This is a genomic window from Halomonas sp. (assembly GCF_033549285.1).
Lineage (GTDB): Bacteria > Pseudomonadota > Gammaproteobacteria > Pseudomonadales > Halomonadaceae > Halomonas.
The window spans coordinates 23,792-35,356 of sequence record NZ_JAWSUJ010000039.1 but is presented as its reverse complement, the minus strand read 5'-3'; the positions used below and the strand labels follow the sequence as shown (position 1 = coordinate 35,356).

The following is an 11,565-nucleotide window of genomic DNA, read 5'->3' as shown; positions in this document are numbered from 1 at the left end:
TCCCGAACTCGCCGATTCCGCGCCGGAGGGCGCCTGCTGTTCGTCCTGATCGTGTGGTTGCTTGCTCATCTGTCGCTAGCCCTTTTCGAGATCATCATGATCGACATCGGCCTCCTCCGGGGCGCTGCTCCTGGCGACCGCGACCGCCAGGGCGGCAGGCGTGGCACCCGACGCCACGACGGGGAAACGAAACCCCAGCCTGCCGGCCAGTGTAGCCAACCGAGCACTGGAAACGATTAGCGGTTGGTTCAAGGCGGCGTCTGTGCACCATCTTGCCAGATGTTCGAGGATTTCTCCGCTGCTGACCACCAGCGCACGGTAATCGCCGGCGGCGAGCCGTGCCTGCATGGCGGGATCGGGGTCGAGGAGGCGACGTCGATAGACCGCCAGGCGGGTCACCCGGGCACCGCGTGCCGCCAGGGTATCGGCGATCAGGGGACGCCCCCCTTCGCCTGCCACCAGCAGCACGCGCTGCTCCCCCAGGGCCTGCAGCGAGGCGAGCCGCAGCAGCGCCTCGCTGGTGTCCTCGCCGGCCAAGGGCGAGGGTACATGGACTCGCACCCCCAGGCGCCGATGCAGCAGGGCGGCGGTGGAGGCCCCCACGGCATAGTAGTCGATGCCCACCGGCAGCTGCGGCCAGTAGCGATCCAGCGCCTCGACCAGGCACTCGGCCGCGAAGGGGCTCACCACCACCACCTTGCGGAAGTGGTCGATGTCCAGCCAGGCGGTCCGCGTCGCCGGGGCCTCCGGCAGCGCCTCGAGGTGCATGACGTCCAGGCGCGAGACGGGAAGACCCCGGGCCTCGATGGCCGCGGCCAGCGGGCCGGCCCGCTCGCCCGGCCGGGAGATCAGTACCGGCAGCTCCGCCATCAGCCGGCGCCGTAGACCTCGGTGAGGATCTCGCCGGCGCCCTGGTCGAGCAGCTCCTCGGCCACGCGAATCCCCAGGGCCTCCGGTTCATGCATGGAGCCGCGTCCCTCGGCGCGCAGCACCCGGGTCCCTTCCGGGTTGCCCACCAGGGCGCGCAGCCACAGGGTCTGGCCGTCGTCCTCGAACACCGCATGGCCGCCGATAGGCACTTGGCAGCCTCCCTCCAGGCGGGTGTTCATGGCACGCTCGGCGCGCACCCGGGTCGCGGTGGCCGCATCGTCCAGGGGAGTGAGCAGCGCGAGCAGTTCGGGATCATGCAGGCGACACTCGATGCCCAGGGCACCCTGGCCGCAGGCCGGCAGGCAGACTTCGGGGGGCAGCTCCATGGTGATGCGGTCGTCGAGCCCCAGCCGCCGGAGGCCGGAGGTGGCCAGCAGGATGGCGTCGAACTCGCCGTCGTCGAGCTTGCCCAGGCGGGTCTGGACGTTGCCGCGCAGGCTCAGCACCTCGAGGTCGGGGCGCGCCTCGCGCATCTGCAGGCCGCGGCGCAGGCTCGAGGTGCCGATGCGCGCGCCCTCGGGCAACGCGTCCAGGGAGGCGTAGTGGTTGGAGATGAAGGCATCGGTGGGCTCGGCGCCCTCGAGGATCACCGAGAGCCCCAGGCTCTCGGGAAAGTGCATGGGCACGTCCTTCATGGAGTGCACGGCGATGTCGGCGCGGCCGTCGAGCATCGCCTCCTCCAGCTCCTTGACGAAGAGCCCCTTGCCGCCGACCTTGGCCAGCGGCGTGTCAAGGATCTTGTCGCCGCGGGTGGACATGGCCACCAGCTCCACCTTCAGACCGGGATGGGCGGCCATCAGTCGGTCGCGGACATGCTCGGCCTGCCACATGGCCAGTTGACTCTTGCGGGTGGCGATACGCAGGGTATTGATGGCTTGCACGTGGTTCTCCCGTACCGGGTTGCCTGCCGTCGGCGCGCGTCGTGCCGGCGCCCGGTGATGACATGGATATCCCTCATCATAAAGCACCGCGCGGGGCAGGAAAAATCGCGTCGTCCCGCGGCGCCCTTCCGCCGCCGCCCCTCGCCAGCCGCACGGACTCTGGTACACTTTCCGCCATGTCAAGGCAGCACCGCTCCGGCGGCGCTGAGGCCGGCCCGCCGGCCGTCACCCACCGCAATCGTCTAGCAGGATGCCCAGCCCGATGAGCCCTAGTTCACCGAACCCCGGCACCAACCAGTCCTGGGGCGGCCGCTTCAGCGAGCCCACCGACGCCTTCGTCGAACGCTTCACCGCCTCGGTCGACTTCGACCAGCGCCTCGCCCTCCATGACATCCAGGGCTCCGTCGCTCACGCCACCATGCTGGCCCGGGTCGAGGTGCTGACCGACGAGGAGCGCGACGCCATCGTCGAGGGCCTCGGCGAGATCCGCGGCGAGATCGAGTCTGGCACCTTCGAGTGGTCCGTGGCCCTCGAGGACGTGCACATGAACATCGAGGCGCGGCTCACCGACAAGATCGGCATCACCGGCAAGAAGCTGCACACCGGCCGTTCGCGCAACGACCAGGTGGCCACCGACATCCGCCTCTTCCTGCGCGACGAGATCGACGTGGTCGGCGCCGAGCTGGCCCGCCTGCGCGAGGGGCTGATCACGCTGGCCGACCGCGAGGCCGACACCATCATGCCCGGCTTCACCCACCTGCAGACCGCCCAGCCGGTCACCTTCGGCCACCACCTGCTGGCCTGGCAGGAGATGCTCGCCCGCGACCACGAGCGCCTCCTCGACTGCCGCAAGCGGGTCAACGTGATGCCGCTGGGTGCCGCGGCGCTGGCCGGCACCACCTACCCCATCGACCGCCACGTCACCGCCGAGCTGCTGGGCTTCGAGCGCCCCGCCGAGAACAGCCTCGATGCGGTGAGCGATCGCGACTTCGCCATCGAGTTCACCAGCTTCGCCAGCATCCTGCTGATGCACCTCTCACGCATGAGCGAGGAGCTGGTGCTGTGGACCAGCGCCCAGTTCGACTTCATCGACCTGCCCGACCGCTTCTGCACCGGCTCCTCGATCATGCCGCAGAAGAAGAACCCGGACGTGCCGGAACTGGTGCGCGGCAAGACCGGCCGGGTCTACGGCCACCTGATGGGCCTGCTGACCCTGATGAAGTCCCAGCCGCTGGCCTACAACAAGGACAACCAGGAGGACAAGGAGCCGCTGTTCGACAGCCTGGATACCGTCAAGGGCTGCCTGCGCGCCTTCGCCGACATGGTGCCGGCCATCGAGCCGAAGAAGGCCAGCATGGCCGAGGCCGCCCGCCGCGGCTTCTCCACCGCCACCGACCTCGCCGACTACCTGGTGCGCAAGGGGGTGGCCTTCCGCGACGCCCACGAGATCGTCGGCCAGTCGGTGGCCTTCGGGCTGGCCGAGGGCAAGGACCTCTCCGAGATGTCCCTCGAGGAGCTCAGGCAGTTCTCCGACACCATCGAGGCGGACGTCTTCGAGGTGCTGACCCTGGAGGGCTCGGTGGCCGCCCGCAACCATATCGGCGGCACTGCCCCGGACCAGGTGCGCGCCGCGGCCCAGCGGGCCCGCGACGCCCTGGCGGCGCTGACGGGCCAGGCCTGATGCGTCGCCTCGCCCCCCTGCTCCTGACCCTGGGCGTGGCCGTGGGCCTGGCCGGCTGCGGCCAGAAGGGCCCGCTCTACCTGCCCGGCGACGAGGCGGCCGCCGAACGCTATGACCCCGCCGGCCAGCAGGAGGCGTCGGACGAGGACGCGGCCCGGCAGGACGACGACACCGATTCCCAAGAGAAGCGCTGATTTATGTTGCGAGCGAAAGATAGGCTGATCGCCGCCGGAGCACAGCAACCGGAGTTGACTGGCTGCTCAATGAGGATTGCGACGGCCCGACGCCTCGGCACCGCCGGCGGCCAGGATATCGAGCGCAGCAATAAATCAACGTTTCTCCGAGGCGAGAGCTAGCATGGATCACTTCGAATACCGCGACGGCGTCCTCTACGGCGAGGACGTGCCGCTCACCCGCATCGCCGACGAGGTCGGCACCCCCTGCTACGTCTACTCCCGGGCGACGCTGGCACGCCACTTCCGCGCCTACACCGAGGCGCTGGGCGGCCACCCGCACCTGATCTGCTATGCGGTGAAGGCCAACTCCAACCTGGCGGTGCTGGGGCTGCTGGCGAAGCTCGGCGCCGGCTTCGACATCGTCTCGGTGGGCGAGTTGGAACGGGTGCTGGCCGCCGGCGGCGACCCGGCCCGGGTGGTCTTCTCCGGCGTGGCCAAGCAGGAGGCCGAGATGGCCCGGGCGCTGGAGGTGGGCATCAAGTGCTTCAACGTCGAGTCGCGCCCGGAGCTCGAGCGCCTCGACGCCGTGGCCGGTCGGCTCGGCAAGGTGGCCCCGGTGTCACTGCGGGTCAACCCGGACGTGGACGCCGGCACCCACCCCTACATCTCCACCGGGCTCAAGGACAACAAGTTCGGCATCCCGGTGGACGAGGCGCTGGCCGTCTACGAGCTGGCCGCCACGCTGCCCAACGTGCGCGTCACCGGCCTGGACTGCCATATCGGCTCTCAGCTCACCGAGCTCTCGCCCTTCCTCGACGCCCTGGACCGGCTGCTGCTGCTGCTAGAACGCCTGCGCGAGCGCGGCATCGAGGTGGAGCACCTCGACCTGGGCGGCGGCCTCGGCGTCCCCTACCGGGACGAGCGCCCACCGGCGCCCTTCGACTACGCCACCGCCCTGCTCGAGCGGCTGTCGAAATGGCCGGGCAGCGAGCGCCTGACCCTGCTCTTCGAGCCGGGGCGCTCCATCGCCGCCAATGCCGGGGTGCTGCTGACCCGGGTGGAGTTCCTCAAGCCCGGCGAGACCAGGAACTTCGCCATCGTCGATGCGGCCATGAATGACCTGATTCGCCCCGCCCTCTACCAGGCCTGGCAGGCGATCATCCCGGTCGACACCCGCCACCCGCGGGAGAGTGCCGTCTATGACGTGGTCGGCCCGGTCTGCGAGACCGGCGATTTCCTGGGCAAGGAGCGCAAGCTTGCCATCGCCGCCGGCGACCTGCTGGCGGTGCGCTCCGCCGGGGCCTATGGGTTCGTGATGGCCTCGAACTACAACAGTCGTCCGCGCCCCGCCGAGGTGATGGTCGACGGCGAGACCGCCCACCTGGTGCGCCGCCGCGAGCGGCTGGAGGATCTCTGGGCGGGCGAGGCGCTGCTGCCCGACGACGAGGAGGCGCGCTGATGCTGCTGCACTTCACCAAGATGCAGGGGCTGGGCAACGACTTCATGGTGGTCGACCTGGTCACCCAGCGGGCACGCCTGGCCGACGACCAGATCCGCCAGCTGGCCGACCGCCGCTTCGGCGTGGGCTTCGACCAGCTGCTGGTCGTGGAGCCACCGCGGGACCCGGAGATGGACTTCCGCTACCGGATCTACAACGCCGACGGCAGCGAGGTGGAGAACTGCGGCAACGGCGCGCGCTGCTTCGCCCGCTTCGTGCGCGACCAGCGCCTGACCCACAAGCGCGAGATCCATGTCGAGACCGCCGGCGGCCCGCTGACCCTGGTGGTCGAGGACGACGGCCGGGTCCGCGTCGAGATGGGCGCGCCGCGCTTCGCCCCGGAGGCGCTGCCCTTCAACGCCGCCGAGGACCGCCCGCTGCACCCGCTGGAGGTGGACGGCGAGCACCTCGAGGTGGGCGTGGTCTCCATGGGCAACCCCCATGCGGTGCTGCGCGTCGATGACGTCGACACGGCCCCCGTCGAGCGCCTGGGCCCGGCCATCGAGGCCCATCCGCGCTTCCCGCGGCGGGTCAATGTGGGCTTCATGCAGGTCATCTCCGCCCATGAGATACGCTTGAGGGTGTACGAGCGAGGCAGCGGCGAGACCCTGGCCTGCGGCACCGGCGCCTGCGCCGCGGTGGCCAGCGGCATCCGCCAGGGGCTGCTGGAGAGCCCGGTCACCGTGCATCTGCGCGGCGGCGACCTTGGCATCGAGTGGGCCGGCGGCGACGCCTCCCTGATCATGACCGGTCCCGCCGAGCGCGTCTTCGACGGCCGCGTCGTCCTGAACTGAGCCCCCCGCCACCAGAGGAGAAGCTGCCATGACCCGAGCCGCCCCCGACCCGCGCAAGACCCTCGACCCCGACCGGGTGGCCCAGTGGCTGGCCTGTCACCCGGACTTCTTCGTCGGTCGCGAGGGGCTGCTGCAGCAGCTCAAGGTGCCGCACCCCGAGGCCCGCGGCGCCACCTCGCTGCTCGAGCGGCTGGTCCACGACCTGCGCTCCCGCGCCGAGCAGGCCGAGTGGCGCCTGGAGCAGCTGCTGGAGTCGGCCCGCCATAACGAGGGCCAGTATCGCCGCACCCGCGAGCTGGTGCTGGCGCTGCTCGAGGCCGAGGACAACGACGCCCTGGGCCAGGCGCTCGCCACCCAGCTCGCCGAGCGCTTCCATACCCCGGCGGTGGCGCTGTGGTGCCCGGCCAGCCTCACCGATGCCGAGCCCCGGCCTCCCCAGGCCCCGCGCCAGGTCCTCGACGACCATGCCGGCCAGCGCCTGGCCGCCCTGCTCGACGGCCGCACCAGCCGCTGCACGCGCCTGACGCCGACCGACTGGAAGCGCCTGCTGCCCCATGTGCCGGCACCCGACAAGGCCGGCTCCTGCGCCCTGTCGCGGCTGACCCTGGGCGAGCCGCTGGGCTACCTGGTGCTGGCGAGCCCCGACCCCGACCACTTCCGCGCCAGCATGGATACCCTGTTCACCGAGTACGTGGGCGAGGTGGTGGCGCGGCTGCTGGTGCGCCTGGCCCCGGACTCCCCGTGACCGACCGGCAGCTGGACCGCGAGGTCGACGCCTTCCTGGCCGGGCTGGCCCGCACCGCCAGCCCGGCGACCGTCACTGCCTACCGGCGTGACCTGGCGGCCCTGGTGGCCTTCCTCGAGGCCGAGGCCATCGACGACTGGTCAGCGCTGGATGCCGCCCTGCTGCGTCGCTTCCTGGGCAGCGAGCGCATGCGGGGGCAGGCCCCGCGCAGCCTGGCCCGGCGGCGAGCGGCCATCTCGGGCTTCGCCCGCCACCTGGTGCAGGCCGGCCGGCTGCGCCACAACCCGGTACCCCTGGTGCGCACGCCCCGCCAGCCCCGGCACCTGCCGCATCCCCTGGACGTGGACCAGCTGGCCCGCTTTCTCGACACGCCCCACGACGACTCGCCCCTGGCCAGGCGCGACCAGGCGATGCTGGAGCTCTTCTACTCGAGCGGCCTGCGCCTGGCCGAGCTGGCGGCGCTGGACCTCGGCGACCTCCAGCCGCAGCGGGTGCGGGTGCTGGGCAAGGGCGGCAAGCCCCGCCAGGTACCGGTGGGTCGCCGGGCGCGCCAGGCCCTGGACGCCTGGCGGGCGGTACGCGGCCAGCTGGCCGACCGCGACACACCGGCGCTGTTCGTCGGGGTACGCGGGGCAAGGCTTGGCCATCGCGCCATCCAGAAGCGGCTGGCCGAGCTGGCCAGGGCCAGGGGGCTCGCCGAGCACCTCCATCCGCACCGGCTGCGCCACTCCTTCGCCAGCCACCTGCTGGAGTCGAGCCAGGACCTGCGGGCCGTGCAGGAGCTGCTGGGCCATGCGGACCTCGCCACCACCCAGGTCTATACCCGGCTCGACTGGCAGCACCTGGCGGCGAGCTACGACGCGGCCCACCCCCGGGCACGCCGCCGCCCCGACAATGGCGGGGAGCCCTGATGACCCTGCGAGCGATCACCTTCGACCTCGACGACACCCTGTGGGACAACCGCGGCGTGATGGCGCGCACCGAGACCGGCCACTACGCCTGGCTCGACGAGCGCCTGGCCGCCTGGCTGGCCCACCGCGGCGAGACGCATCTCGGGCGCTTCGCCGAGCGCTTCCCCCTGGAAGCCTACCAGGCCGGTCGCCGCGAGCTCGCCGAGCGATACCCGCTGCGTCGCGGCGACTTCAGCTGGCTGCGCGAGCGCGCCCTCGTCGCGCTGCTGGAGGCGTTCGGGCTGCCGCGCAGCGCCGCCTGGCTGTGGGCCGCCGCGACCATGGCGCGCTTCCACGAGCTGCGCCTCGCGGTCTCGCCCCACCCCGAGGTGGAGCCGCTGCTCACCGAGCTCGGCGGCCGCTACCGGCTGGGGGCCATTACCAACGGCAACCTGGCGCTGCACCGCCTGGCGCTGCGCCGCCACTTCCGGGTGGCCATCGCCGCCGGCGAGATCCAGGCGCCCAAGCCGGACGCCCGCCCCTTCCTCGCCGCCCTGGCACGGCTCGCCACGCCGCCCTCCCGGGCGCTGCATGTGGGGGATTCCTGGCAGGAGGACGTGCTGCCGGCCCTGCGCCTGGGCATGCGTGCGGCCTGGATCGCCCCCGACACGCCCCATGCCGGCGAGCTGCCCGATGGGGCATATCGACTGCAGCATGTGCGGGAGCTGCCAGCGTTGATAGACCGACTGGAGCGAGAAGGCTAGGAGCCCTCCGGGGTCAGCCCTGTTCGGGCTCGAGCAGCCACTGGTCGAGGCGTTCGTGCACCTCCTCGATGCCCTGCTTCTTGAGCGCGGAGAAGAGCTGGATGCTTACCAGGTCCTCCCACTCCCGCAGACGCGAGCGCACCTGCTGCAGGGCGCTCTTGGCCGCGCCGCTCTTGAGCTTGTCGGCCTTGGTCAGCAGGATGTGCACCGGCATGCCGGCCTCGTCGGCCCAGCCGAGCAGGGTCTGGTCGAACTCCGTCAGCGGATGGCGCACGTCCATCACCAGCACCAGCCCGCGCAGCGAGCCGCGGCGGCGCAGGTAGTCGGAGAGGTGGCGCTGCCACTCCAGCTTGACCTGCTCGGGCACCTTGGCATAGCCGTAGCCGGGCAGGTCGACCAGCCGGTGGCCGGCGTCCTCGCCCAGCGTGAAGAAGTTGATCAGCTGGGTGCGCCCCGGGGTCTTGGAGGTGCGGGCCAGCGCCTTCTGCCGCGTCAGGGCGTTGATGGCGCTGGACTTTCCGGCGTTGGAGCGGCCGGCGAAGGCCACCTCGGCGCCGTCGTCCGGCGGGCACTTGGCCAGGGTCGGGGCGCTGGTGAGGAAACGGGAGGCTTGGTAGTTGAGTCGCGACATGGCGGGAAAATCCTGACGTTGATCAAGGGCGCCACGGCTTGCATTCCCGCGGCTCGGGTGTTCCGTTATAATGCAGTGTCTTTGTCTGCGACCCGGGGCGCGCCAGTATACCACCGTGCTCCGGCCGTCAGCGACCGACCACAGGGCGTCGGCGACGACCGGCCAGAGGGCACCCGGCCTCGAGGATCGGGCGGCACCCGGGGTACGTACCGGCCAACAACGTAACGGGATAGTGGAACAGCGATGAGAAAGCTACTGGCAAGCCTGACAATCACCGTGGGCGCCGTCGGCGTGGCCCATGCAGACCTTCAAGCGGATGCCGATGCCGCGGCGGGCAAGGAGAAGGCACAGGCCTGTGCCGCCTGCCATGGCCAGCAGGGCATCAGCCCCACCGGCGCCTTCCCCAACCTGGCCGGCCAGCAGGCCTCCTACCTGGCCAAGCAGATCATGGATATCCGCGACGGCAACCGCCAGGTCCCCCAGATGGCCGGCCAGGTGGACAACTTCTCCGACCAGGATGCCTGGGACGTGGCGGTCTACTTCGCCGACATGGACCCCGCCCTGGGCCAGGCCGACGCCGACGAGGCACTGGTCGAACGTGGCCGCGAGCTCTATCGCGCCGGCGACATGGCCAAGGGCGTTCCCGCCTGTGCCGCCTGCCACACCCCCACCGGCGAGGGCATCGGCAGTGCCGTCTATCCGGCACTCTCCGGCCAGCACCCCGAGTACATCGTCAGTACCCTACAGGCCTTCGCCTCCGGCGCGCGGAACAACGACCCGGCCAACATGATGGGCGACATCGCCTCCAAGATGAGCGATCGCGACATGGAAGCCGTGGCCAACTACGTGCTCGGCCTGCACTGAGGCCGACCCGGCTCACGTGGCGCTGACACTCCGGGGGCGGCCGTTGGCCGCCCCCGGCGTCTGCGGGGGAACCCCGACCTCGGACGGGACTCAAAGCCAGCGACGTGCCGCCCCCCAGGATAACGATTCTTACTAAGGAGACCCCCATGCTCAAGCCGCTGATGCTCGTCCTCGCCGGCCTCGCCCTGCCGGGCCTGGCCACCGCGCAGTCCCTCGTCGAGGGCGAGCACTACGAGGTGCTCGACAACCCGGTGGAGACCCAGGTCGAGGACGGGCGCATCGAGGTGACCGAGGCCTTCTGGTACGGCTGCCCCCACTGCTACAACCTCGAGGAGCCGCTCAACGCCTGGGTCGCCGAGCAGCCCGAGGATGTGGCCTTCCAGCGCATGCCCGCCACCATGGGCGGCGCCTGGAACACCCATGCCTTCGCCTTCTATGCGGCCCAGGAGCTGGGGATCCTCGACGACCTCCACGATGACTTCTTCCACGCCATCCACGAGGAGGGGCAGAGCCTGACCGACCCCGATGCCATCGCCGAGTTCTTCAGCGACTACGGCGTCAGCGAGGAGGAGGCCAAGGAGGCGCTGGGCTCCTTCGCCGTCAAGGGCAAGGTGAACCAGGCCCATGCCCGCATGCGCCAGATGCAGCTGATGGGCGTCCCGGCGCTGATCGTCGACGGCCGCTATCTGGTCTCGCCGAGCTCGGCCGGCAGCCTCGACAACATGCCGCAGATCGCCGGCGCCCTGGTGGAGCGGGTCCGCGAGGAGCGGGCAGACTGAGATGTCCCACCTGGCCGAGGCAAGGACGCCGCTGCTCGAGGGCGGCCACCTGAAGCTGCTCACCTTCAACCTGCAGGTGGGCATCCAGACCTCGGCCTACCATCACTACCTGACGCGCAGTTGGCAGCACCTGCTGCCCCACCCGAACCGACTGCGGCGACTGGACATGATCGGCGAGGTGCTCGGCCGCTTCGACATCGTCGGCCTCCAGGAGGCCGACGGGGGGAGCTTCCGCTCGAGCCAGGTCAACCAGGTGGAGTACCTGGCCAGCCACGCCGGCTTTCCCCACCACTTCCAGCAGCTCAACCGCAACCTGGGCCGCATCGCCCAGCACAGCAACGGGCTGCTGTCGCGACTGGCCCCGAGCCGTATCGAGGAGTACCGCCTGCCCGGCACCCTGCCCGGGCGCGGCGCCATCCATGCCCGCTACGGCGAGGGGCCCGATGCCCTGCACCTGTTCGTCGCCCACCTGGCGCTGAGCCACCGCGGCCGGGTGCGCCAGCTCGACTACCTCAGCGAGATCATCCAGCCGCTGCGCCATGTGGTGGTGATGGGGGACCTCAACTGCACCCCTGATCAGCTCCACGGCCACCAGCGCTTCTGTGCCTCGCTGCCGCTGCATCCGGTGCGCCCGCCGCTCAGCTATCCCTCCTGGCAGCCCCGCCGGGCCCTGGACCACATCCTGTTGTCGGAGTCCCTCCAGGCCGACGAGGTGCGCGTCCTCGACCACCTCTTCTCGGACCACCTGCCCATCGCCGTGGACGTGCGGCTGCCCGAGGCCTGCCTGGACGCCTGCCTGGCCGCGACGCGAGGCGAGGCCCGGCGGCGGCGCTGACGGCCGACGCCCGGGCACCGTATAGTCAACGTTGGACCGGGTGGCTGCCACCGGGGTGCCGGTGTGCGACCATGGTGACCCACCTGACGCGAAGACC

The 11,565-nt window shown here is 70.9% G+C and carries 13 protein-coding genes; 10 read left to right on the top strand and 3 right to left on the bottom strand.

The window, feature by feature from the left end:
• Positions 1-75: 75 nt before the first annotated feature.
• Both SCI24_RS10685 and hemC read right to left on the bottom strand, forming a co-directional pair.
• Positions 76-870, bottom strand: coding sequence for a uroporphyrinogen-III synthase (locus SCI24_RS10685; RefSeq protein ID WP_318725352.1), 795 nt, complete (start codon positions 868-870; stop codon positions 76-78).
• Positions 870-1,811 carry a hydroxymethylbilane synthase gene (hemC, locus tag SCI24_RS10680; RefSeq protein ID WP_318725351.1) on the bottom strand — a complete coding sequence of 314 codons (942 nt, stop codon included), beginning with the start codon at positions 1,809-1,811 and terminating at the stop codon, positions 870-872. Before hemC ends, SCI24_RS10685 begins: the two co-directional genes overlap by 1 nt.
• Before the next feature lie 262 nt (positions 1,812-2,073).
• On the opposite strand from hemC, the gene argH reads away from it, so the two are divergent.
• From argH to SCI24_RS10645, 7 genes are all read left to right on the top strand, one after another.
• Positions 2,074-3,492: an argininosuccinate lyase gene (gene argH / locus SCI24_RS10675; protein WP_318725350.1), complete on the top strand. Its 1,419-nt coding sequence runs from the start codon at positions 2,074-2,076 to the stop codon at positions 3,490-3,492.
• Entirely contained in the window at positions 3,492-3,686 is a 195-nt protein-coding gene (lptM, locus tag SCI24_RS10670) for an LPS translocon maturation chaperone LptM (protein WP_318725349.1), read from the top strand. Before argH ends, lptM begins: the two co-directional genes overlap by 1 nt.
• A gap of 163 nt (positions 3,687-3,849) precedes the next feature.
• Positions 3,850-5,127, top strand: coding sequence for a diaminopimelate decarboxylase (lysA, locus tag SCI24_RS10665; RefSeq protein WP_318725348.1), 1,278 nt, complete (start codon positions 3,850-3,852; stop codon positions 5,125-5,127).
• Complete coding sequence (gene dapF / locus SCI24_RS10660; RefSeq protein ID WP_318725347.1) at positions 5,127-5,960, top strand: diaminopimelate epimerase; 834 nt, start codon at positions 5,127-5,129, stop codon at positions 5,958-5,960. The genes lysA and dapF overlap by 1 nt, the downstream gene beginning before the upstream one ends.
• 28 nt (positions 5,961-5,988) lie before the next feature.
• On the top strand, positions 5,989-6,705 hold the full coding sequence (locus tag SCI24_RS10655) for a DUF484 family protein (protein WP_318725346.1): 717 nt from the start codon (positions 5,989-5,991) through the stop codon (positions 6,703-6,705).
• Positions 6,702-7,616 carry a tyrosine recombinase XerC gene (locus SCI24_RS10650; RefSeq protein WP_412929536.1) on the top strand — a complete coding sequence of 305 codons (915 nt, stop codon included), beginning with the start codon at positions 6,702-6,704 and terminating at the stop codon, positions 7,614-7,616. Before SCI24_RS10655 ends, SCI24_RS10650 begins: the two co-directional genes overlap by 4 nt.
• Positions 7,613-8,359 carry an HAD family hydrolase gene (locus tag SCI24_RS10645; protein WP_318725353.1) on the top strand — a complete coding sequence of 249 codons (747 nt, stop codon included), beginning with the start codon at positions 7,613-7,615 and terminating at the stop codon, positions 8,357-8,359. Before SCI24_RS10650 ends, SCI24_RS10645 begins: the two co-directional genes overlap by 4 nt.
• Positions 8,360-8,372: 13 nt before the next feature.
• Here the strand turns inward: SCI24_RS10645 and yihA are convergent, their stop codons facing one another.
• Positions 8,373-8,990, bottom strand: a complete 618-nt coding sequence (yihA, locus tag SCI24_RS10640; RefSeq protein WP_318725345.1) for a ribosome biogenesis GTP-binding protein YihA/YsxC — start codon at positions 8,988-8,990, stop codon at positions 8,373-8,375.
• Positions 8,991-9,233: 243 nt separating this feature from the next.
• On the opposite strand from yihA, the gene SCI24_RS10635 reads away from it, so the two are divergent.
• From SCI24_RS10635 to SCI24_RS10625, 3 genes are all read left to right on the top strand, one after another.
• Positions 9,234-9,854, top strand: a complete 621-nt coding sequence (locus tag SCI24_RS10635; protein WP_318725344.1) for a c-type cytochrome — start codon at positions 9,234-9,236, stop codon at positions 9,852-9,854.
• Positions 9,855-10,000: 146 nt separating this feature from the next.
• On the top strand, positions 10,001-10,633 hold the full coding sequence (locus SCI24_RS10630; RefSeq protein ID WP_318725343.1) for a thiol:disulfide interchange protein DsbA/DsbL: 633 nt from the start codon (positions 10,001-10,003) through the stop codon (positions 10,631-10,633).
• Between the two features lies 1 nt (position 10,634).
• Positions 10,635-11,468: an endonuclease/exonuclease/phosphatase family protein gene (locus tag SCI24_RS10625; protein WP_318725342.1), complete on the top strand. Its 834-nt coding sequence runs from the start codon at positions 10,635-10,637 to the stop codon at positions 11,466-11,468.
• Positions 11,469-11,565 lie beyond the last annotated feature (97 nt).